Below are 21,855 nucleotides of genomic sequence, written 5' to 3'. Positions count from 1 at the left end.
CCATGACCCTGCCCGACCGCTTCGCCGCGATCGCCGACATCCACGGCAATGCGGATGCGCTGCGCGCCGTGCTGGCGCGGATCGACGCAATGGGCATCGGCATGGTGGTCAACCTCGGCGACATGTTCAGCGGCCCGCTCGCGGCAGCGGAGACTTGGGAGCTGCTGCGTGACCGCCCCATGCCCACGGTGCGCGGCAACCATGACCGCTACCTGATCTCTCAGCCGCCCGGAGACATGGGCCCCTCGGACCGCGTCGCCCACGACCAGCTGCCGCCCGCGGCGCTGGACTGGCTGCGCTCGCTGCCGATGACCCTGGAACGCGACGGCACGTTTCTCTGCCACGCAACCCCCGGCGCAGACGAGACCTACTGGCTGCACGCCGTCGACCGGCACGGCACGGTGCACCCCGCCGGCGCGGCTGACGTGGCGGCGCATCTCGATAGGGTGGCGCAGGGGCTTGTGCTCTGCGGTCACACCCACCTGCCGCGCGTCGTCTGCTGGAAAGGGCAGACCCTGGTGAACCCGGGCAGCGTCGGCTGCCCCGGCTACACCGACACCCGCCCGGTGCCGCATGTGGTCGAGACCGGCACGCCGGCGGCCTGCTTCGCCGTGATTGCGCGGCACTCTAGTGGTTGGCAGGTGACCCATCACCACGTGCCCTACGATCCCTCGCGCATGGTCGCCCTCGCCCGCAAGCACGGCCGCGACGACTGGGCCGAAGCGCTGGCGACCGGCTGGATCAGTCGCTGAGCACACCCTTCGACACCTGCCGCAGCAATGCTAGAGTTCGCCCCATGCCCTACACCTGGAAGACCGTGACCAAGGATCAAGCCGCCGAGCTTACGCTCTGGCCGCACCAGTCGCTGTCGGCCAAGGGCTTCGTCACCTTCATCGGCATCTTCTTCTTCATGGCGCTGATCCCCTTCTACGGGCTCCTGGGCACGCATCTGCTCTGGGGTCTGCTGCCCTTCATGCTCGCCGCGCTCTGGGGCATCTGGTACGCGCTGCGCCGCAACGAGAGGGACCGGCAAATCGTCGAGGTGCTGACCCTCTCGCCAGACACGACGCATCTGCTTCGGCAGAATCCCCGCGGCCCGGCGCAGGACTGGCAATGCAACACCTATTGGGTCACCGCCCAGATGCACGAGGCGGGCGGGCCGGTGCCCTATTATGTCACGCTCAAGGGCGCGGGACGCGAGGTTGAGATCGGCGCCTTTCTGAGCGAAGAGGAGCGCAAGACGCTCTATCTCGAGCTTTCCGACCGGCTGCGGCTCCTTGCGCGGCCCTGACCGCCCGCGAAAGGTTCCCATGGCCCAGGTCCCTGCCACCAAGAAGATGAAGCGCCGCGCGCTGCGGCTCGCCGCCATGCTGAGCCCGGCGCTGGCCGAGAAGCTTTCCCCCGTCACCTCGGAGCGCGCCGCCCTGGCACTTCGGGCGGCGACCGCGGGCACGCCCCGCCTCCGCGCCGAAGAGGTGATTTTCCTGATCCCGCTGGTCGGCCCGCATCACGTCGGCGACTGGCAGGCGGTGGTCGCACGGCTCGCGCAGACGCTGGAGAGCTTCCGGCGCCAGGAGGGGGCCTGGCGGGCGGTGATCTGCTGCCAGGAGCGCCCACCGCTGCCCGAGGGGCTGGCCGAAGACAAGCGCATCAGCTGGCTGCCCTTCGACGATCCCACCCCCGGCAATGACAAATGGCGCAAACTGGCGGCGCTCTGCGATCACCTCGGCGCCATCGCGAGCCGCCCGGCCTACGTGATGAGCTTCGACGCCGACGACCTGCTGCGCGACGACATGGTCCAAGAGATGCTGGAACGGCAGGAGGCGGGCTATCTCGTCGAGCAGGGCTACGTCATGGATCATGCCACCGGCGACGTCGCCCTGGCTGGCGCGCCAACCGCGGCGATGCCCCTGCGCAAACCCTTCTGGAAGCTCTGCGGCTCCTGCCTCGCGCTGCTCCACGACCCGGCGCTGCCGCAGAGCGCCGCCTTCCTGCGCGCGATGACCCAGCACGAGCACCGGATGTTTCCCTACCTCGCGGCGCTCGCCGGGCGAGCGCCGGCCCGGTTCCGCAAGCCAGCAGTGCTCTACGTGCTCAATCACGGGGAAAACTTCGGCGCGCGGCGCGGGCGCGTGGGGTTCAAGACCCGCTTCGTGCAGCGCTTCCGGATCACCGACCCGGAGGAATTGTCACAGGTGGCGCAGGACTTCCCCGCCCCCTGATGTTCTGCTTCCGAGATCGGACCAACTCTCTTCGAAGAGAGTTGCAAGTTCCTTCGAAGGAACTTGCTGCGCCGTGATCAGCCCGCCGCGGCGAGCCGGTCCTTGACCATCGGACCCACGGCTCCGAAATCCATCTGACCCTGATAGCGCGTCTTCAGCACGCCCATCACCCGGCCCATGTCGCGGATCGAGCTGGCGCCCACTTCCTTGACTGCCGCGTCCACCGCCTTCGTCACGTCCTCGTCGCTCAGCGGCTTGGGCAGGAACTCCTCGATCACCGGAATCTCGGCCAGTTCCGCCTCGGCGAGGTCGAGACGACCACCCTCTTCGTAGGTGCGCGCGCTCTCGCGGCGCTGCTTCACCATCTTGGCGAGGATCGAGAGCAGTTCCGCATCCTCGACCCCGTCATCATTGCCCTCGGCCCGGGCCGCGATGTCGCGATCCTTCACGGCGGCGCTGATCAGCCGCAGCGTCGAGAGCCGCGCGGAGTCCTTGTCTTTCATGGCCTGTTTGGTGGCGGCCTTGATGCGTTCGCGCAATTCCATCGGAAAGGATATCCCCTGACGTTTCCAAACCCTGACACTACAGAAAGGGTCACAAGGGCGCAATCCCGCCCTATACCAATGCAACCCATTGATTTTGCTATATTTCTATATGAAAATCAGCGCTTGACGCTTCCGGCGGCTTCCCTTAGGCATGGCGCGATTTGCTTCCCGCCGAGATCGTACAGGAGTCGCGCCATGTCGCTCGCCACCCCCCAGAAGCCCACTGCATGCCTCGCGCTCGCCGATGGGACACTGTTTTACGGACAGGGGTTCGGAGCTACCGGCGAGGCCCAGGCCGAGCTCTGCTTCAACACCTCGATGTCCGGCTACCAGGAAATCATGACCGACCCGTCCTACGCCGGGCAAATCGTGACCTTCACCTTCCCGCACATCGGCAACACCGGTGTGAACCCCGAGGATGACGAGACCGGCGATCCGGTCGCCGCGGGCATGGTGGTGAAATGGATGCCGACCCAGTCGTCGAACTGGCGTGCCGTGCAGGAACTGTCGGAATGGCTGGCCGCGCGCGGCCGCATCGCCATCGGCGGCATCGACACCCGCCGGCTGACCCGGGCGATCCGCCAGCAGGGCGCGCCGCACGTGGCCATCGCGCACAACCCCGAGGGCGTCTTCGACGTCGAGGCGCTGGTCGCCTCCGCGCGCGCCTTCCCGGGGCTCACCGGGCTCGACCTTGCCAAGGACGTGACCTGCGCGCAGAGCTACCGCTGGGACGAGATGCGGTGGGCCTGGCCCGACGGCTACCAGCCGCAGACCAACCCGCGCAAGAAGGTGGTCGCCATCGACTACGGCGCCAAGCGCAACATCCTGCGCTGCCTGGCCTCGGCCGGCTGCGAGGTGACCGTGCTGCCCGCCACCGCCACGAAAGAAGACGTGCTGGCGCACAGCCCTGACGGCGTGTTCCTGTCGAACGGCCCGGGCGACCCCGCCGCCACCGGCGTCTACGCCGTGCCGATGATCAAGGGCATCCTCGACGAGACCGATCTGCCGATCTTCGGCATCTGCCTCGGCCACCAGATGCTGGCGCTGGCACTTGGCGCCAAGACCATCAAGATGAACCACGGCCACCACGGTGCGAACCACCCGGTCAAGGAACTCGAGACCGGCAAGGTCGAGATCACCTCGATGAACCACGGCTTCGCGGTCGACGGCCAGACCCTGCCCGCCGGCGTCGTCGAAAGCCACGTGAGCCTCTTCGACGGGTCGAACTGCGGGATTCGCATGACCGACCGCCCGGTGTTCTCGGTGCAGCACCACCCCGAGGCCAGCCCCGGCCCGCAGGACAGCTTCTACCTGTTCGAACGGTTCGTGAACAACATGTGATCTTTCCGCGAATTGTTTCGCGGAGGGTCGCAATTTAAGACTCAATTTACCGACTTGCCCTGAACTCCCTGCATTCGCAGAGTTCAGGAGCTTGTCATGTCAGGCGCGCCTCCGACGTTTCAGACCCGCCGGCGCGCCGGCGGGGTGGCCGATTTCGGCCGTCCGCTCGCCACGCTTCTCACGGAAGCGGGCGCGCTCGACCCACCTCAGGCACTGGAGGCGCTGACACGCAGTCGCCACCAACGCAGCCCCTTGTCCCGCTTGCTGCGCTCCGAGGGCCGCGTTTCCCCCGAGCAGCTGCGCAACGCTCTGGCGCGCAGTCACGGCGTCGCTTCTCTTGACCGCCAACTCACCCCGCCCTCACCGACCCTGGACGGGCTTCTGCCTCCGGAAATTTGCCTGCGCCATGCCGCGCTGCCCTGGACGAGGCACGAGGACGGGCTGGTGCTCGCGATGGCGCATCCCGAAGGATTTGACCGGGTCCGTTCCCTGCTGCCCGCGACCGAAACCCGCGTGGTGCTCGCCCTCGCCACCGAGGAGGACATCATCGCCGAGGTCGTCGAGCGGCATGGCGCGACCATGGCCGAACGGGCCGAATCCGAGCTGCCCGCCGACCTCAGCTGCCGCGATCTGAACCAGCTGACCGGCAGCCGCAGGGCGCTGCTGCTCCTCGCGGCCCTGTCACTCCTATGGCTGTTGTTCTCCGCCCCTGCGCTGTTCTTTTCCGGCGCCTTGGCGCTGACCGCCGCCACGCTCGCCTTTGGCCAGATCGCCAAGCTTGCCGCCTTTTTCGCGGGGTTGCCGCCCCTGCCCCCCGGCCCGCGCGGAGGTATCGAGACTCCGCCGGTCTCCTTGCTCATCCCGCTGCACCGCGAGGAGAACATCGCCTCGACGCTGGTCCGGCGGCTGGAGCGGATCGACTACCCGCGCGCGCAGCTGCAGGTGCTGCTGGTGCTCGAGGCCGGTGACAGGATCACCCGTGCCGCGCTGCGGGTCGCCGCGCTGCCGCCCTGGATGCGGATCGTCGAGGTTCCCCCCGGCACGGTCACCACCAAGCCCCGCGCGTTGAATTACGCCCTGAACTTTGCCCGCGGCGAGATCATCGGCATCTACGACGCCGAGGACAGCCCCGCCTCCGACCAACTCCGCCGCCTTGCCGCGCATTTCGGCCGCGCGCCACCGGAGGAGGCCTGCGTGCAGGGCATCCTCGATTTTTACAACCCGCAGGCCAACTGGATGTCCCGCTGCTTCACCATCGAATACGCCTCCTGGTTCCGGGTGCTCCTGCCCGGCTTCGCCCGGCTGGGCTTTGCGATCCCGCTTGGCGGCACGACCGTCTTCTTCCGCCGCGAGGCGCTCGACCGGGTCGGCGGCTGGGACGCGCACAATGTCACAGAGGACGCCGATCTCGGCATACGTCTGGCCCGCTTCGGCTATCGCACCGCCCTGCTGCCGCTGGTCACGCGCGAAGAGGCCAACTGCCATCCCTGGCTCTGGGTGCGCCAGCGCTCGCGATGGCTCAAGGGCTACCTCATCACCTGGCTGGTCCACATGCGGCAACCCCGCCGGCTTTTGCGCGAGCTGGGCGCCTGGCGGGTGCTGGGGCTGCAGGTGATCTTCCTCACCGCGCTGTTGCAGTTCCTGCTGGCACCGCTGCTCTGGTCGCTCTGGCTGATCCCGCTCGGCTTGCCGCATCCGCTGGCCGGCGACGGCGCCGCCCCGTTGCTTTCCCTGGTCACGCTGGCGCTGCTGAGCGCGGAGGCGGTCTCGCTCCTGGTCGGGCTCGGCGGCGTGGCGCGCAGCCCGCATCCGCGGCTGCTGCCCTGGGTGCCGACCCTGTTCCTCTACTTCCCGCTGGCCACCATCGCGCTCTACAAGGCGCTGTGGGAACTGCTGCGCCGCCCGTTCTACTGGGACAAGACCAGCCACGGTCGCTCCGCGCCCGACCACGCGGGGGCGGACATCCCGACCGACGATCTATAGCGGCTCAGGCGGTTTTGCGGCTGTCGAGCTTGAGGCGGGTGACGAAGGCCACCGAGATATGCTCGCGCAGCGCCTTGTCCGCCGCCTCCTCGTCGCGCTTGGCGATCGCGTCGACGATGGCCGCATGCTCGGCCAGCGCATTGGTGCCGCGCCCCTCGGCGGCCAGCGAGGTCGTCGCCATCAACGCCATCGAGCGGTGCACCAGGTCGAGCTGCTGCACGAGATAGCGGTTGTGCGAGGCAAGCTGGATCATCCGGTGGAAGCGGCGGTTCGCCCGGGCCAGCGCCGCTGGATCGTTGAGCAGCGCGCGGTCTTCCTCGATCATGTCGCGCAGCACCTTCACCTCTTCCTCGGTGGCATGGCGCGCCGCCAGTCGCGCCGCCAGCCCCTCGAGCTCGGTGCGCACCACGTAGAGTTCGGCCATCTGGTTGTGATCCAGCGAGGCGACGATCAGCGAGCGCCCGTCGCGGGCCAGAAGCGACTGCGTCTCGAGCCGCTGCAGCGCCTCGCGGATCGGCGTGCGCGAGACGCCGAATCGCTCGGCCAGCTCGCTTTCCACCAGCCGGTCGCCGGGGCGGTAGACCCCTTGGTCGATGGCCTCGAGGATCAGCGTGTAAGCGTCCTTGTTCGGCGTCCGGATCTGGCTCATCTGGGGCGGTCCTTCGTAAGTGATGCAGCAAGATAGCGGTAGCGGGGGGGCGGGATCAACGCCCCGCTTCGTCGTATGCGCCGGGCTGCGTCCCCGAGGCCGCGCCGCCCATTGCCGCCCGCCGCGCTCGGGCGTAGGTTGCGGCCATGGTAAAGCAGCATTTCTCCCACGTACGCCACTGGGTCTTCGACCTCGACAACACGCTGTATCCGCCGGCCGTGCGCCTGTTCGACCAGATCGAACGCAAGATGACCGATGTCGTCATGCGCGTCACCGGCACCGATCACGCCGAGGCCAACACCCTGCGCAAGCGCTGGTGGATGGACCATGGCACGACCCTGGCCGGGCTGATGGCAAACCACCAGCTCGATCCCGACGCCTATCTGACCGAGGTGCACGACATCTCCTTCGATGCGCTCGAGGCGGATCCGCACCTTGCCGAGCTGATCTCGAACCTGCCGGGACGCAAGATCGTCTACACCAACGGCAGCGCACCCTATGCGGCGCGGGTGCTGGAAGCGCGCGGACTGGAGGCCGCCTTCGACGCGATCTACGGCGTCGAACACGCGAACTACCGCCCCAAGCCCGAGCCGCAGGCCTTCGAGACGGTCTTCTCCCTCTCGGGCACCGACGCGGCCACCGCCGCGATGTTCGAGGACGATCCGCGTAATCTTGCCGCACCCCACGCCATGGGGATGCGCACCGTGCACGTGGCTCCGGAGCGCGCAGAAGGTGAGCATATCCAGCATCATACCGATGACCTGACCGAATTCCTCGCGCGGCTCTCCTGAGCCGCCGCGGCCCCCGCAGCCCTGCGGCGCGGGGGCTGCGACACTTTTGGCCATGGGAGCAAAGCCGCTCCCTGCCTATCTCCTGCCCGGCCCCACACAGGAGATTCCGATGACCGCAGCCGATATCACCACCCTTCAGGACACCCACGCCCCCGCCACCCGCAAGATCCGCGGCGAGGCCGTGCTCTTTCTCGTGGCGGCGCTGCTGCTGGTGATCGCCGCGGTCAACACCGTTGCCTTCGGCCTTGCGGGCCTGTCGATGACCGCGCTGGCGCTGGTGCCGGTGTGCTACTTCATGATCCTCTGGATCACCGTCGGCAAGTAAGCCGCATGGTCATGCCCGCCCGCCTGCCCTAGATAGGGGCGCAAAGGAGAGCGGTCATGGACTACGACATTCTCATCTCGGGCGGCGGGATCGCCGGGCTCACCGCGGCCGCCGCCTTTGGCAACGCAGGCTTCTCCGTGCTCTGCGTCGACCCGGCGCCGCCGGTGACCGAGCGCGAGGCGCAGGGCGCCGACCTGCGCAGCACCGCCTTCCTGCAACCCGCGCAAGCGTTTCTCGCCGAGGCGGGCCTCTGGGAGCGCCTCGCCCCGCATGCGATGCCGCTGCAGGTGATGCGCATCGTCGACGCCGGCGGCGAGCTGCCCGAGCCGCGCATCGTCAAGGATTTCGACAGCGCCGAGATCTCCGAGCTGCCCTTCGGCTGGAACCTTCCCAATTGGCTGCTGCGGCGCGAGCTGTCCGCGCATCTGCAAGGGATGGAGCGCGTCACCTTCCTGCCCGGCACCGCCACCACCGCGCTCTTCACTCGCGAGGCCGAGGCCCGCGTGACCCTGAGCGACGGCCGCCGCATCCGCACGCGGCTGGTGATCGCCGCCGACGGGCGCAACTCGCCAATGCGGCAGGCGGCGGGGATCGGCGTGAAGACCACGCGCTTCGGGCAGAAGGCGCTGGCCTTCGCCACCACCCACCCGATTCCTCACGGCAACGTCTCGACGGAAATCCACCGCACCGGCGGGCCCTTCACGCTGGTGCCGCTGCCCGATTTCGAGGGGCGGCCGTCGTCGGCCGTGGTCTGGATGGAAGAAGGGCCGAAGGCCGAAGCGCTGATGGCGCTGGACGAGGAGGCCTTCGAGGCCGCCATGTCCGAACGCTCGTGCCACCACTTCGGGCCGCTGAAGCTGGCCTCGCGCCGCACCATCTGGCCGATCATTGCCCAGCATGCCGAGAGCCTGACCGGCCAGCGCCTGGCGCTGGTGGCCGAGGCAGCGCATGTGGTGCCGCCGATCGGCGCGCAGGGGCTGAACATGTCTCTGGCCGACATGAAGGTGCTGCACGATCTGGCCGTCGCGCGTCCGGAGGCGCTTGGCGAGGCATCCATGCTGGACGCCTACGCCCGCAAGCGGATGCCCGACATCCGCGCCCGGGTCGCCGGGATCACCGCGCTGAACCGCGCCTCGATGCTCTCGACCCCGCTGCTGCGCGATGCCCGCGCAACGGCGCTGGACGCGCTCTATGGGGTGAAGTCGGTGCGCAAGACGCTCATGCAGATGGGCCTCGGCGCAAAGGGCTGAGGCCCGGCAAGGTCGCCGGGCGTCTCCCTTACTGCCGCACCCGCAACGTGTGCCCGGTCAGCTCTTCGCTGAACGGCACCGGATGCGGGTTCAGCCCCAGGCGGGCGCGATAGATCGGCAGGCTCTCGGTCACCCGCATCACGTAGTTGCGGGTCTCGTTGAAGGGGATCATCTCGATCCAGTCGATCATGTCGGTCTCGCCCTTCAGCGGGTTGCCGAAGATCTCCATCCAGCTCACCGGGCGCGACGGCCCCGCGTTGTAGCCCGCCGCCATCATCACCGGATTGCCGTCGAACTGCTCGGACAGGCTCTGCAGGTAGCGCGCGCCGAGCTTGGCGTTGTAGCCCGGGTTGTCCAGCAGGCCTTCGAAACTGTAGGTGACGCCGAGCCAGCCCGCGACTTCCTTGGCGGTGCCGGGCATCAGCTGCATCAACCCGCGCGCACCCGCGCCCGAGACGACGCGCGGATCGAACTCCGACTCGCGCCGCGCAATCGACAGCACCATCTCGCGCGGGACCGGGAAGTCGGTCTTCAGCAGGTCCGGGTGCAGCGCATAATAGGGACCGGCAAGCTCCATGCCGTATTGCGCCGCGCGCTTGCCCACCATGACCTCGACGTGCGGGCGCTGCATCTGAGCCAGCATCTGCCCGAGCTGGCCGACCTGCTGCCGGTCCAGCCCCTCGGAGAGATGGGTCAGAAAGCGCTCACCCAGAGAGATCTCGCCGGAAGCCAGCAACAGGATCGCGGCGCTGTAGACGCTGCTCTTGGTGAAGGGCGCCTCGCGCCAGTCGGGAAAACGCTCGGTGCCGGCCAGCTTGGTGTCGAAGGCGACACCTCCACGCTCCGCCGCCAGCAGCCCGTAGAAGGACGTCTGATAGCGCGCGCCCTGCGCGTAGGCCTGCGCCGCCCCCGCGGGATCGTCCAGCTCTTCCAGAGCCCGGCCCATCCAGTAGCCCGCGCGTCCCTTGGAGATCGGCGAGGTCACCGCGCCGTCGTGGTTGCGGAAGTGGCGCAGGGCCGTCTGCGGGTCGTCGAGGAAACGCAGCGCGATGAAGCCCGACAGCCATTCCAGCGCGGCGTATTGGTCGCCTTCGGTCAGCCCGTGGCGCGAAGCGATGGCATAGGCGGTCTCGGGATCTCCGCGGCGCATCTTCTGATGCGCGAGATCGTCGCGGCGCTCTGCCCAGGCCCAGGGCTCGCCAAGCGACTCGGCGCTGCCGGAGCGCTCCAGCATGAGCGAGATGGCGTCATCGTCGCGGCCCTTGCGGACGCGCCAGAGGTAGCGCTCGTAGGCAAGTCCCGGATCGTTCGCCAGTGCCGCCGGCACCGCCTCGATCCGCGTGTCGACCCCCGGCTCCATTCCGCGCAGCGCCAGCCGCGCCTCCGCCAGCTTCCGCCAGCCGTCCGAGACCAGTGGCAGCAGCGCCCGCGCATTGTCCTCCCAGCCCTGCCAGAGCGCCATGTCGAGCCGCGCCTGATGGTGCGGCTTCAGGATTTCCGACCAGTCGCGCAGGAAGGTCGCGCGCTCCTCGGAGCTGAGCGGCAGGGTGCGCCAGGCCAGCACGATCTCGGCCTCCGCCGCGCCGCGCTCGCCCTGCGCCATATGCGCCCGTGCCAGCGCCAGCGCGCCCGCGCCGGTCTGCGGCATGTAGCCGGTGAAGAACTCGCGGATCGTGCCGAGATCGGATTCGGAAATGGCGATCTCGGACTTCTCGCGCAGGTAGGGCATGCCCGGCCAGTCCGGGTTGCGGCGGATGAACTCCATCACCTGGGCCGCATTGCCCCGGCTGGCGCGCAGATAGTGCCAGAGCACCACGTCGAGCGCGGCCTGGCCATCGCCGCGGGATTCAATGAGGGCGGACGCCCAGTTGCCCGAGCGCATGTCGGCCATCGCCTTGGCGAGCGGACGGTCCTGCGGCAGCGCCGGCGTGGCAATCAGGGCAAGAAGGATGAAGAGAGCGGCGCGGAGGCGCGACATGAGCTTGCAATTTCCTTGACGAAAAGGAATAGACACGCCGCGGAGATTACCGCGTGGCGGGGGGCGATCCAATTCACATTCCCTCCAGCCCGGGGCTCTGCAGCGACGAAGCGAACACATCAACATTCAAGGAGCGTGTCATGTTCAAAGGTTCGATGCCAGCACTGGTCACGCCGTTCAAGGACGGCGTCGTGGATTTCGACGCGCTCAAGAAACTCGTGGACTGGCACGTGGCCGAGGGCAGCTCGGCGCTGGTGCCCGTGGGGACGACCGGCGAGAGCCCGACCCTGAGCTACGAGGAACACGAGGCGGTCATCGACTGCGTGGTGAAGACCGCCGCGGGCCGCATCCCGGTGATCGCCGGCGCGGGCTCGAACTCGACCGCCGAGGCGATCCACTTCATGCAGTTCGCCGAGAAGGTCGGCGCGCAGGCGGCGCTCGTGGTGACGCCCTACTACAACAAGCCGACCCAGGCCGGGCTGATCGCGCATTTCACCGCCGTGCATGATGCCGCGGACCTGCCGATCATCATCTACAACATCCCCGGCCGCTCGGTGGTCGACATGACCCCGGCGACCATGGGCGAGCTGGCCAAGCTGCCGCGCATCGTCGGCGTCAAGGACGCCACCGGCGATCTGGCGCGGGTCTGCCAGCAGCGCATCACCTGCGGGCCGGACTTCCTGCAGATCTCGGGCGAGGACGCCACGGCGCACGGCTTCAACGCCCAGGGCGGCGTTGGCTGCATCTCGGTGACCGCGAACGTCGCCCCGGCGCTCTGCGCGCAAATGCAGGCGGCGACCGCGGCGGGCGACTACGCCAAGGCGCTGGAACTGCAGGACAAGCTCATGCCGCTGCACCAGGCGATCTTTGCCGAGCCCGGCGTCTGCGGCGCCAAATACGCCATGAGCCGCCTCGGCCTCTGCGCCGAGGAAATGCGCCTGCCGCTGCTGCCGGTGACCGAGCAGGTGCGTGCGCGCATCGACGCGGCGCTGCGCCACGCGGGCCTGCCGGCCTGAACCACACGGCGGGACGCCGGTCCCGCCAGTTCGGCCGCACGGGGGCTCTTTCCCTGCACCGCCGGGACATTCCCACCATGTGGAATCAACCATGTGGAAGCCGATGTAACGAGAAAGAGGCGGGTCCTGCATGGACCCGCCTCTTTCTTTTTCCGCCCGGAGAGAAACGCGCGCTCAGCCGGCGTCGTCGCTCTCGACGCCCTCGGGCTGGCCGACCACCACAAAGCGCAGCGCATCGGGCTGCAGCACGCGGGCCGCGACGCGCTTCACGTCGTCCAGGGTCACCGCCTCGATCTTGTCGTTCCGAGTGGCGATGTAATCGGGGGTCAGCCCGTCCATCTGCATGCCCACGAGGATGCCCGCGATCGGCCCGTTGCCGTCAAAGCGCAAGGGGTAGGCGCCGGTCAGGTAGGTCTTGGCCTGCTCGAGCTCCGCCTCGGTGCAGCCATTCTCGGCCAGTTTCGCCCATTCCTCCCGGATGACCTGCATCGCCTCGCCGATCCGGTCATTGGCCGAAGCGACGTGACCAAGGTAGAGCTCGGCATGGTCCATCGGCACGAGGTAGGAGTAGATGCCGTAGGTCAGGCCGCGCTTTTCGCGAACCTCGTTCATCAGCCGCGCCTCGAAGCCGCCACCGCCGAGGATGGTGTTCATCACGTAGGCGGCGAAGAAATCGGGATCGTCCCGCTTCAGGCCCTTATGCCCGAAGAGTGCCACCGACTGCGGCGTGTCAAAGGGCACGACGGTCACGCCCGCCGAGGTCTCGACATCGACATCCTCGGGCATCGGCGCGCCGGTCTCGGGCAGGTCGCCCAGCAGATTGTCGATCAGCGTCGAGAGCTCCTCGGCGGAAATGTCGCCAGTGGCGGCGATATAGACCCGGTCCTTGGCCATCGCGCCCTTCCAGGCGTCGACGATGTCGTCACGGCTCAGCGCGCTGACGCTCTCCACCGTACCCGAGGGATCGGTGCCATAGGGGTGATCGCCGAAGACCTCGGCGTCGAAGGTGGCGCTGGCGATGGAGTCGGGGTCCTTGGCATCGCTGCGGATGCCCGAGAGCACCTGTGCACGCACGCGCTCGATCGCCGTCTCGGAGAAGCTCGGCTCGATCAGGCTCTGGCGCAGCAGTTCGGTGGCCTCATCGCGGTTCTCGGTCAGGAAGCGGGCCGAGACCGACACCATGTCCTGGCTGGAGCTGTAGCCAAAGCTGGCGGCGAGGGATTCGGATTCGGCCGCGAAGCCCTGCGCGTCATAGCCGCCGGCGCCCTCTTCGAGCAGCCCGACCATGAGGTTGGTCGCGCCGCGCTTGCCGGGCGCGTCCAGCGCTTCGCCCCCCTTGAAGCGGATCTCCAGCGCGGTGAAGGGAATCGAGGGTTCTTCGACCAGCCAGGCCTTGAAGCCCATCGGCGTCTCGACCTGCTGGATGTCGACCTCGGCGGCGGCGGGCAGCGCCAACCAGAGCGAGGCCGCGGCGGCGATCAGCGGTCCGGTGAGGAAGCGCCCCGGTGCGAAGTTCAGGGTCATTGGGTCACCTCCTCGGCGGCGGGTTGCGGCAGCGTCATGGCGGCGGGCTCTGCGGCGGCCTCTGCCTCTGCGGGGGCGGTCAGGTAGCCGGTGACCGAATGGCGCTTGTCGAGCACCTTGCGCGCAGCGGCGATGATCTGCTCGCTGGTGACGGTCTGCACCAACCCGGGCCAGGCCTGCACGTCCTCGACCGTCAGGCCGGAGGTCAGCGCATTGCCGTAGCGCTGCGCCACGCTGGCAACATTGTCGCGGTCGTAGGTTTCCGAGGCACGGGCCTGGAACTTGATCCGGTCAAGCTGCTCCTGGTCGCAGCCCCTTTCGATGAAGGCCGCCAGCTCCGCGTCAAGCGCCGCCTCGGCCTCTTCCAGTGTCACACCGGGGGCGGGGACGATGCCGAAGCCGAAGCTGCCGTCGTCGTAGGAGGTGCCATCGTAGAAGGCACCGACGTAGATCGCCTTGTGCTGCTCGAACTGCAGCTTCTGGTTCAGCACCGAGGTCTGGCCGCCGCCGAGGATCTCTGCGAGCAGGGTCAGCGCCGCGGCTTCCTCCTGGTCACCGGGGTTGCGCTCGGGGGCGAGGTAACGGCGCATCACGTAGGGCTGGGCAACGCGCGGATCCTCGAGCCGCAGGCGGCGCTCGGCCATCTGGCGCGGCTCCTGCGGGCGCAGGCGCGGCGCGCCGACCTCGGGGTTGGCGGGCAGCTTGCCGTAGGTCTCTTCGGCCAGCTTGCGCACCTCATCGGGGGTGGTGTCGCCGGCCACGACGAGGATCGCGTTGTTGGGCGCGTAGTTGCGGCGGTAGAACGCCAGCGCATCGTCGAGATCGAGCTGCTCCATCTCCTCGCGCCAGCCGATCACCGGCACGCCGTATCGGCTGTTGAGGTAGAGCGAAGCGCCCATCTGCTCGCGCAGCAGCGCACCGGGATCGTTCTCGACCCGCATGTTGCGCTCTTCGATGATCACGTCGCGCTCGGTGAGGATATCCTCTTCGTCCAGCTGCAGGTTGACCATCCGGTCGGCTTCCATTTCCATCATCAGCCCGAGCCGGTCAGCGGCGACGCGCTGGTGATAGGCGGTCTGGTCGAAGGAGGTGAAGGCATTGTCGGTGCCGCCGTTCTGCGCCACGACCTTGGAGAATTCGCCCGGCTCCAATTTCTCGGTGCCCTTGAACAGCAGGTGCTCGAGGAAGTGGGCCACGCCCGAACTTCCTGCGGTCTCGTCAGCGGAGCCGGCCTTGTACCAGACCATGTGCACGACGACCGGTGCTCGGTGATCCTCGACGACGACCACGTCCATGCCGTTGTCCAGCGAGAAGGTGGTGACCGGTGTCTCATCCGGATTGGGCGGCGTCTCCGCCCGCAGCGGCATCGCCGACAGCACCACCACGGCCAGCGCCGCGCTCCATGACTTCATCTGCAAGCCCCACTCCTCTGGAGAAACGAAAATTGCCCCCAACCTACGGGCCGGGGGCACTCATTCCAAGCTGGGCTTGCGGTATCGTGAACGGTCGCGCGCTCAATCGGCAGCGGGCGGCGCAGAGGGGGTGCGCGCCCCGGCGCCGCGATAGGCGTTCAGCACCGCGTAGGGATCGAGGATCTGCTCGCGGTAGGCCCTGTTGTACTCATCGTTCTTGAAGAGCTTCCAGTTGAACACCGAGCGATCGCGGCGGAACTCCGCGTCCTCGACGGCGAGCTGGGCGCGGATATTGCCGTCCCGCCCGTAGCGCGAAGCGCGGTTCACCAGCGCCGCATCGCGCGACGGCACCTCGCCCACGGCCAGCTGCGCCGGGTTGCCACCAAGCGCGGCCACGGCGTCGGCCATCGGCGTCTGGTCGGTACGGTTCGCGCTGCCCGGCGTCGGCGCCGGCAGCTCGGCAAAGCTCTGTGGCATTTCCAGCGGCTTGTTCGGCACGATGGCGAATTCCTCGGGCGTGCCGCGGTTGTTGCGCAGCTGATGCAGCGATTTCTCGCGCTCGGTGCACGCGGTGATCCCGATCAACCCGATCATCAGCGCGAGATGCGGCAGCTTCATGGCACGTCTCCGGTTCTTGCCTTTCGCCCTGATCTATACGATCCGGACCGCCCCGTCACGGGGCCTTTTTCTTGTGCTTGCCCTGCTCGGTCGAACCGGAAAACAGCACAAGCCCGACGGCACCGGCAAAGATCGCGATATCGGCCACATTGAAGGCGAACGGGTTGTTCAGCCCGCAGCAGGACATATTGAGGAAATCGGCCACCGCGCCGTAGAGCAGCCGGTCGATCACGTTGCCGAGCGCACCGCCGATCAGCAACCCGCCCGAGATCAGCCCCAGCCGGCCCGGCGGATCGCGCCGCAGCCAGACGGCGACGAAGAGCACGATTCCCAGCGCCACGGCAATCAGCGTCCAGCGCGCGGTGGCGGCGTCATCGGCGAAGAGGCCGAAGTTCACGCCGCGGTTCCACGCCATGCGGAAGTTGAGCACCGGCGGCAGCACGTCGATCGCCCCCCGCTGCGCAAGGCCCATCACGTGCACGACGAGCCATTTCGAAAGCTGATCGACCACGAAGGTGATCGCCGCGGTCACCAGTACCAGACGCATGAAGTCTCCTTCCGCCGGGGAGCTGCCCCGGGTCTGTCGCCCGGTCTACAGGCAGCGCGCGGCGAGGAAAAGCCCCGCTCGCCCTGCCCGCTCAGGGTTGTCCGAGCGCGCGGCGCAGCAGCGCGCGGAAGGCACCGGTGGCGGCGGCCTCGTCGATCAGCCCCGGATCGTTGATGGTAAGCGCCGCGCAAACGGGCCGTTCCTCGGCGTCCTGCAACGCCACGGTGAAATTGAGAACGCCGGGTTCCGAGCCCCCCTTGTAGGCAGCCGGGCCCAGTCCGTAGGCGGGGCCGGGATTGAGCTCCAGAATCGGCAGCCCGGTCATCGGCAGGATCAGCTCACACAGCCGTTCGAGCGAGACGTACCATTCCATGCCCGGCACGCTCTGGCCGGAGGCCGCTGCCGGGTCCGGCGGCTGCACCGCGGCCTCGGCGGCGATGGCCGGACGCAGTTCGGGTGCGGCATCGCGCCAGGCCTGCGCGGCGGCCGGGTCGGCCTTGAGGGCAAAGAATTCCCGGGTGGACAGCATATTCTCCGGCGCGATCCCAAGCTCCTCTGCCACGGTGTCGCGACCGAGCAGGTCGAGCAGCAGATCGGTGGCGGTATTGTCGCTCTCTGCAATCATCAGCAGCGCAGCGGTGTGCAGCGTCACCGGTGCCTCTTCGGGAAAGTCCTGCAGCCGCCCGCTTGGCAGCGACCTGTGGCCCTCACCGATCCGCAGCACCCGGTCCCAGTCGGTCTTGCCCGAGCGCACGTCTCGCACCAGCACCGAGAGGATCCCGAGCTTGAAGGCCGAGGCCACCGCCAGAGGATGCGCCGCGTCACCCGCCGCAAGCGCCTCGTCGCCGCGCGTCACCAGCCAGGACACCTCGGTGCCCAGCGCCTGCAACCCGTCAACCGCCTCGCGCAGGTCAGCCACCAGCGGCTCGGGCGTGCCGAAACGCAGTCCTGCCAGCCGCCCCTCGGCATCCAGCACGATCCGTACCGGCACCTGGTAGCCCGCGCTGCGCAGGGTTCCGGCACCGTCTTCGAGCGTGATCTCCTCGATTGGCCCGATTTGCGCGCGCAGGGTCTCCAGAAGCCCGGCGAGCTGAGCTTCGGGCACGGCACGGGCAAACTCCTCCGTCACCTCGTAGTCCGCACGCTCGCCGGCGAGAAGCGCCTCGAGCACCGTGCGTTCGGCCTGTTGCGCCACCACCGGACCCGTCATGCAGGTCATCGCGGCCGCCATTAGGGCGCCCCCCAAGAATGCCTTCACATCAATCACTCCCTCGAAATATGCAGAGACTGCTGCCAGCCCTGAGGCAATCTTTCCACAAATCCGCGCTTGGGTGAATTGGCCGATGCCCAGCGCTCCGCAATAGCGGGATCCAAGTGGCAGCTCCGCTTGGAAACGCACCGCCGAACGTCCCTGCGCACCATCCCGGCCCACAAAAGGTTTCGCGTTTTCAAGGCGTCGACGATTTTTTGCGGCCGCGGCCAATTGCACGGTTGCGGAGGCTGGCACCTTTGAAAATAATCGATCCGAGGTCACCGTTTTCGACCGAACAACTATTTCTGCAGCTGTTGGTGAGCGCATATTGTGGTGAATGCACCTTCCCCGGGGCAGCGGGTCGGCTGGGGCGTGAAGCTCCTTGGATGGACCTGCGTGCTCTTCGGCCTCCTCCTCTTTTCAGGCGGCGCCTGGCTGATCGCACTTGGGGGCAGCTGGTACTACGGGCTTGCGGGGCTCGGTCTCTTTGCCTCGGGCGTTCTGCTGAACCGCGGCCGCATGACCGGCCTTTGGCTCTATCTCATTGTCTGGGGCGGCACCATGGCCTGGGCCTGGTGGGAGAGCGGCAGCGACTGGTGGGCGCAGGTGCCGCGCATGCTCTCTCCGACGATCATCCTACTGCTCATGCTGACCTGCATCCCGGCCCTCTCGCGTGCCGAGCGCGCCCGTGGCTGACGGCGGTCTCCAGTCTTCTGCCGCAGCTTAAGGAATATGCCGATGATCCGTGCCCTCCTCCTGCCAGCCCTGCTCTGCGCGCCACTGACTCTCCCCGCGGGACCTGGCCACGCCGAGGGCAGCGCCGACGACGACGTGCGCCCTGCCGCCATGCCGGTCAATGTCGGCGCAGACTGGCCCTATTACGGTGGTGGCGACCTGTCGCAACGCTTCTCGCCGTTGAGCCAGATCACCCCGGACAACGTCGCCGGTCTCGAACGTGCCTTCGTCTACCACACCGGAGACTTGCCGCCGGGTGAGACCGCGGGAAAATACGCCCCCGAAACCACACCGCTGAAGATCGGCGACAGCCTCGTGCTGTGCAGCGCGATGAACATCCTGATCTCCATCGATGCCGCGAGCGGCGAGGAGAACTGGCGCTACGATCCCCAGGTCCCGCGGGAGGCGATTCCCTACGGCGCGACCTGCCGCGGCGTCGCCGCCTATGCCGACCCCGACCGGGCCGAGGGCGAGGCCTGCAAGATGCGCGTCATCGGCACCACGCTCGACGCGCGGCTTATCGCGGTCGATTTCGCGACCGGCGCGCCCTGCACAGATTTCGGCCGCGGCGGGCAGGTCGACCTCTGGGAGGGGATCGGAGAGAAGATTCCCGCCTTCTACGCGGTCACCGCCGCGCCGACCGTGGTGCGCGGCGTGATTGTCACCGGCGCACAGGTCAAGGACGGCCAGGCCGAGGACGCGCCGTCAGGCGTGGTGCGTGGCTTTGACGCGGTGACCGGCGCCCTGGCCTGGGCCTGGGACCTCGCCGCCCCCGAGGAGATGCGAAATGGCCCCCCCGCGGGCAAGACCTACACCCGCGGCACGCCCAACATGTGGACCACCGCCGCCGCCGACCAGGCGCGCGGCATCGTCTACCTGCCGCTGGGCAATTCCGCGGTGGACTACTACGGCTCGAACCGCTCTGAGGCCGAGAATACCTACGCCACCTCGCTGGTCGCGCTGGACGCAACGACGGGCGAGGAGCTCTGGCATTTCCAGACCGTCCGCCGTGATCTCTGGGACTACGACCTCGGCTCCCAGCCGACCTTGCTGGACTACATGGGGCAGCCCGCGGTGCTGCTGCCGTCGAAGCAGGGCGACCTGTTCATCCTCAACCGCGAAACCGGCGCGCCGCTGAGCCCCGTCGGCGAACTCACCGACCTGCCGCAGGGCGAGATCGAGCCCGGTTTCGTCGCCGACAGCCAGCCCGTGTCGCTCTGGGCCACGCTGCGCAAGCCGCCGCTGACCGAGAAGCGCATGTGGGGTTTCACCCCCCTCGACCAGCTCTACTGCCGCATCCGTTTCCGTCAGGCGGTCTACGAAGGCTACCTGACGCCCCCCTCCACGGAAAACTATATCCAATATCCCGGGTACATCGGCGGCAGCGACTGGGGCTCGGTCGCGGTGGATCCGACGCGCGGACTGCTGATCGCCAATTACAACGACATTCCCAATCTCAACCGCTTGGTGCCGCGCGCGGAGGCCGACGCCGAGGGTATGCGGCCCCCGGACGCGCGGAGTGGCGGCCGGGGGCAGCCGCAAGTCGGCGCACCCTACGGGGCGAAGACGAACGCCGGCTGGCGCTCCGGGCTGACCGATCTGCCTTGTAGCCAGCCCCCCTACGGCGGGATCACCGCGATCGACCTCCAGAGCGGCGAGCCGGTCTGGGACGTGCCGCTCGGCACCGCCCGGCGCAGCGGGCCCTTCGGCATTCCATCGCGCCTGCCCTTCGAGATCGGCACGCCCAACAACGGCGGCGCGGTGGTCACCGCCTCGGGGCTGATCTTCATCGGTGCGGCCGCGGACAACCTCTTTCGCGCCATCGACACCGAGACCGGCGAGACCCTCTGGACCGACGCGCTGCCGGCTGGAGGTCAGGCGAACCCGATCACCTACGAGGTGGACGGCAAGCAATACGTGCTGATCTCGGCCGGGGGACACCACGCGATGGAAACCGGCACCAGTGACGCGATCATCGCCTACCGCCTGCCCGACTGATCCGGGCGCCGTTCTGGGCAACAAGAAAGAGGCGGGCCCGGCCCGCCTCTTTCATATCAATCGTGGTGCCGGGTCAGTGGCGGAAGTGGCGCATCCCGGTGAAGACCATTGCAAGGCCCGCCTCGTCGGCCGCCGCGATCACCTCGTTGTCGCGCATCGAGCCGCCCGGCTGGATCACCGTGGTCGCGCCGGCTGCCGCCGCTTCCATCAAACCGTCGGGGAAGGGGAAGAAGGCGTCGGACGCGACCGCCGAGCCTTCGGTCAGCGGCGTATCGAGGCCAAGCGCCTCGGCCATGCGCTCGGCCTTCTTGGCAGCGATCAGCGCCGAGTCCACGCGGCTCATCTGGCCCGCGCCGACGCCGACGGTGGCACCGTTCTTGACGTAGACGATGGCGTTGGACTTCACGTGCTTGGCGACCTTCCAGGCAAACAGCAGGTCCTGCAGTTCCGCGTCCGAGGGCTGCTTCTTGGTCACGACCTTGAGATCCGCCAGCGTAATCAGGCCGTTGTCCTTGTCCTGCACCAGCATGCCGCCCGACACCTGCCGGTAGGCAAGGCCCGGCTCGGCGGTGTTGGCGAGGCCATTGGTGGTCAGCAGGCGCAGGTTCTTCTTCTTGGCGAAGATTTCCTTGGCCGCGTCATCGGCACCCGGTGCGATCACCACCTCGGTGAAGATCTCGGTGATCGCCTCGGCGGTCTCGGCGTCCAGCGGCTTGTTCAGCGCAACGATGCCGCCAAAAGCCGAGGTGCGGTCGCAATCGAAGGCCTTCTGGTAGGCTTCCAGCAAGGTTGCGCCCTTGGCAACGCCGCAGGGGTTGGCGTGCTTGATGATCGCGCAGGCCGGGCCGTCGGCGGGCAGGAATTCCGACACCAGCTCGAAGGCGGCGTCGGTGTCGTTGATGTTGTTGTAGCTGAGTTCCTTGCCCTGGTGCTGAACGGCAGTCGCCACGCCCGGACGGTCCGAGCCGTCGCGATAGAAGGCCGCCTTCTGGTGCGGGTTCTCGCCGTAGCGCAGTGTCTGGGCGATCTCGCCCGAGAACACCCGGCGGCGCGGGGCATCGTCATTCAGCGCGCCGGCCATCCAGGTCGAGACCGCGGCGTCATAGGCACCGGTGCGGGCATAGGCGACCTGCGCCAGCTTCTGGCGGAACGCATAGGTGGTCGCGCCGTTGTTGGCATCAAGCTCGGCCAGCAGCGCCTCGTAATCGGCGACATCGGTGACGACGTTGACGAAGGCGTGGTTCTTGGCGGCCGCGCGGATCATCGCCGGGCCGCCGATGTCGATGTTCTCGATGCAGGTGTCGTAGTCGGCGCCCTTGGCGACGGTTTCCTCGAACGGGTAGAGGTTCACCACCAGCAGGTCGATCCCGGTGATGCCATGCGCTTTCATCGCCTCGACGTGGGCGGGGTTGTCGCGCAGCGCCAGCAGGCCGCCGTGAACGCGCGGGTGCAGCGTCTTGACGCGGCCGTCCATCATCTCGGGGAACTCGGTCACATCCGACACGTCGCGCACCTTGAGGCCCGCCTCGCGGATCGCCTTGGCGGAGCCGCCGGTCGAGAGCAGCTCGACACCCCTTGCGCTCAGCGCCTTGGCCAGGTCGATGAGACCGGTCTTGTCCGAAACGGAAATGAGGGCGCGGGCGACGGGGGAGAGATCAGGCATGAGGAG

The 21,855-nt window shown here is 68.0% G+C and carries 20 protein-coding genes; 11 read left to right on the top strand and 9 right to left on the bottom strand.

Features of this window, described 5'->3' with window-relative positions:
- Nucleotides 1-2 precede the first annotated feature (2 nt).
- From BM397_RS09055 to BM397_RS09045, 3 genes are read left to right on the top strand one after another with little or no spacing between them, the layout of a single operon-like run.
- The gene (locus BM397_RS09055; protein ID WP_092423104.1) at nt 3-752 is read left to right on the top strand and encodes a metallophosphoesterase family protein; all 750 of its coding nucleotides are present in this window, start codon (nt 3-5) and stop codon (nt 750-752) included.
- Nucleotides 753-796: 44 nt separating this feature from the next.
- Nucleotides 797-1,291 (top strand): DUF2244 domain-containing protein, encoded by a 495-nt coding sequence (locus BM397_RS09050; RefSeq protein WP_092423102.1) that lies wholly within the window; start codon nt 797-799, stop codon nt 1,289-1,291.
- 19 nt (nt 1,292-1,310) lie between these two features.
- Entirely contained in the window at nt 1,311-2,222 is a 912-nt protein-coding gene (locus tag BM397_RS09045) for a hypothetical protein (RefSeq protein WP_092423100.1), read from the top strand.
- 77 nt (nt 2,223-2,299) lie between these two features.
- Here the strand turns inward: BM397_RS09045 and BM397_RS09040 are convergent, their stop codons facing one another.
- A complete protein-coding gene (locus BM397_RS09040) occupies nt 2,300-2,767 on the bottom strand; it encodes a GatB/YqeY domain-containing protein (protein WP_092423098.1) in 468 nt (155 codons plus the stop codon).
- Between the two features lie 195 nt (nt 2,768-2,962).
- Between BM397_RS09040 and carA the strand changes: the two genes are divergently transcribed.
- Nucleotides 2,963-4,108 carry a glutamine-hydrolyzing carbamoyl-phosphate synthase small subunit gene (carA, locus tag BM397_RS09035; protein WP_092423096.1) on the top strand — a complete coding sequence of 382 codons (1,146 nt, stop codon included), beginning with the start codon at nt 2,963-2,965 and terminating at the stop codon, nt 4,106-4,108.
- A gap of 96 nt (nt 4,109-4,204) precedes the next feature.
- Nucleotides 4,205-6,091: a glycosyltransferase family 2 protein gene (locus BM397_RS09030; protein ID WP_092423094.1), complete on the top strand. Its 1,887-nt coding sequence runs from the start codon at nt 4,205-4,207 to the stop codon at nt 6,089-6,091.
- A 4-nt stretch (nt 6,092-6,095) separates the two neighbouring features.
- On the opposite strand, the gene BM397_RS09025 is transcribed toward BM397_RS09030, so the two are convergent.
- A complete protein-coding gene (locus BM397_RS09025) occupies nt 6,096-6,740 on the bottom strand; it encodes a GntR family transcriptional regulator (protein WP_092423092.1) in 645 nt (214 codons plus the stop codon).
- A gap of 146 nt (nt 6,741-6,886) precedes the next feature.
- Here BM397_RS09025 and BM397_RS09020 point away from each other — a divergent pair, with 146 nt between their 5' ends.
- From BM397_RS09020 to BM397_RS09010, 3 genes are all read left to right on the top strand, one after another.
- Nucleotides 6,887-7,531 carry a pyrimidine 5'-nucleotidase gene (locus BM397_RS09020; RefSeq protein WP_092423090.1) on the top strand — a complete coding sequence of 215 codons (645 nt, stop codon included), beginning with the start codon at nt 6,887-6,889 and terminating at the stop codon, nt 7,529-7,531.
- Nucleotides 7,532-7,640: 109 nt separating this feature from the next.
- Nucleotides 7,641-7,856, top strand: a complete 216-nt coding sequence (locus tag BM397_RS09015) for a hypothetical protein (RefSeq protein ID WP_092423088.1) — start codon at nt 7,641-7,643, stop codon at nt 7,854-7,856.
- A gap of 56 nt (nt 7,857-7,912) precedes the next feature.
- The gene (locus BM397_RS09010; RefSeq protein WP_092423086.1) at nt 7,913-9,106 is read left to right on the top strand and encodes a UbiH/UbiF family hydroxylase; all 1,194 of its coding nucleotides are present in this window, start codon (nt 7,913-7,915) and stop codon (nt 9,104-9,106) included.
- 28 nt (nt 9,107-9,134) lie between these two features.
- Here the strand turns inward: BM397_RS09010 and BM397_RS09005 are convergent, their stop codons facing one another.
- Entirely contained in the window at nt 9,135-11,084 is a 1,950-nt protein-coding gene (locus BM397_RS09005) for a lytic transglycosylase domain-containing protein (protein ID WP_092423084.1), read from the bottom strand.
- A 140-nt stretch (nt 11,085-11,224) separates the two neighbouring features.
- Here BM397_RS09005 and dapA point away from each other — a divergent pair, with 140 nt between their 5' ends.
- Nucleotides 11,225-12,100: a 4-hydroxy-tetrahydrodipicolinate synthase gene (gene dapA / locus BM397_RS09000; RefSeq protein WP_092423082.1), complete on the top strand. Its 876-nt coding sequence runs from the start codon at nt 11,225-11,227 to the stop codon at nt 12,098-12,100.
- 174 nt (nt 12,101-12,274) lie between these two features.
- Here the strand turns inward: dapA and BM397_RS08995 are convergent, their stop codons facing one another.
- From BM397_RS08995 to BM397_RS08975, 5 genes are all read right to left on the bottom strand, one after another.
- Nucleotides 12,275-13,624 carry a M16 family metallopeptidase gene (locus BM397_RS08995; RefSeq protein ID WP_092423080.1) on the bottom strand — a complete coding sequence of 450 codons (1,350 nt, stop codon included), beginning with the start codon at nt 13,622-13,624 and terminating at the stop codon, nt 12,275-12,277.
- Nucleotides 13,621-15,036: a M16 family metallopeptidase gene (locus tag BM397_RS08990; RefSeq protein WP_092423078.1), complete on the bottom strand. Its 1,416-nt coding sequence runs from the start codon at nt 15,034-15,036 to the stop codon at nt 13,621-13,623. Before BM397_RS08990 ends, BM397_RS08995 begins: the two co-directional genes overlap by 4 nt.
- Nucleotides 15,037-15,138: 102 nt before the next feature.
- Nucleotides 15,139-15,654 carry a DUF3035 domain-containing protein gene (locus BM397_RS08985; protein WP_092423076.1) on the bottom strand — a complete coding sequence of 172 codons (516 nt, stop codon included), beginning with the start codon at nt 15,652-15,654 and terminating at the stop codon, nt 15,139-15,141.
- A gap of 55 nt (nt 15,655-15,709) precedes the next feature.
- On the bottom strand, nt 15,710-16,201 hold the full coding sequence (gene lspA, locus BM397_RS08980; RefSeq protein ID WP_092423074.1) for a signal peptidase II: 492 nt from the start codon (nt 16,199-16,201) through the stop codon (nt 15,710-15,712).
- Between the two features lie 91 nt (nt 16,202-16,292).
- Complete coding sequence (locus BM397_RS08975) at nt 16,293-17,420, bottom strand: serine hydrolase (protein ID WP_176806567.1); 1,128 nt, start codon at nt 17,418-17,420, stop codon at nt 16,293-16,295.
- 366 nt (nt 17,421-17,786) lie between these two features.
- Here BM397_RS08975 and BM397_RS08970 point away from each other — a divergent pair, with 366 nt between their 5' ends.
- Nucleotides 17,787-18,149, top strand: coding sequence for a glucose dehydrogenase (locus BM397_RS08970; RefSeq protein ID WP_245696027.1), 363 nt, complete (start codon nt 17,787-17,789; stop codon nt 18,147-18,149).
- A gap of 42 nt (nt 18,150-18,191) precedes the next feature.
- Nucleotides 18,192-20,186, top strand: a complete 1,995-nt coding sequence (locus BM397_RS08965) for a pyrroloquinoline quinone-dependent dehydrogenase (protein WP_245696026.1) — start codon at nt 18,192-18,194, stop codon at nt 20,184-20,186.
- Nucleotides 20,187-20,259: 73 nt separating this feature from the next.
- On the opposite strand, the gene purH is transcribed toward BM397_RS08965, so the two are convergent.
- The gene (purH, locus tag BM397_RS08960; protein ID WP_092423066.1) at nt 20,260-21,849 is read right to left on the bottom strand and encodes a bifunctional phosphoribosylaminoimidazolecarboxamide formyltransferase/IMP cyclohydrolase; all 1,590 of its coding nucleotides are present in this window, start codon (nt 21,847-21,849) and stop codon (nt 20,260-20,262) included.
- Nucleotides 21,850-21,855 lie beyond the last annotated feature (6 nt).

Origin of the sequence: Alloyangia pacifica, from assembly GCF_900116195.1 — a bacterium.
In the GTDB taxonomy this organism is placed as follows: Bacteria; Pseudomonadota; Alphaproteobacteria; order Rhodobacterales; family Rhodobacteraceae; genus Salipiger; species Salipiger pacificus.
This window is presented reverse-complemented; position numbering and strand designations above follow the sequence as displayed.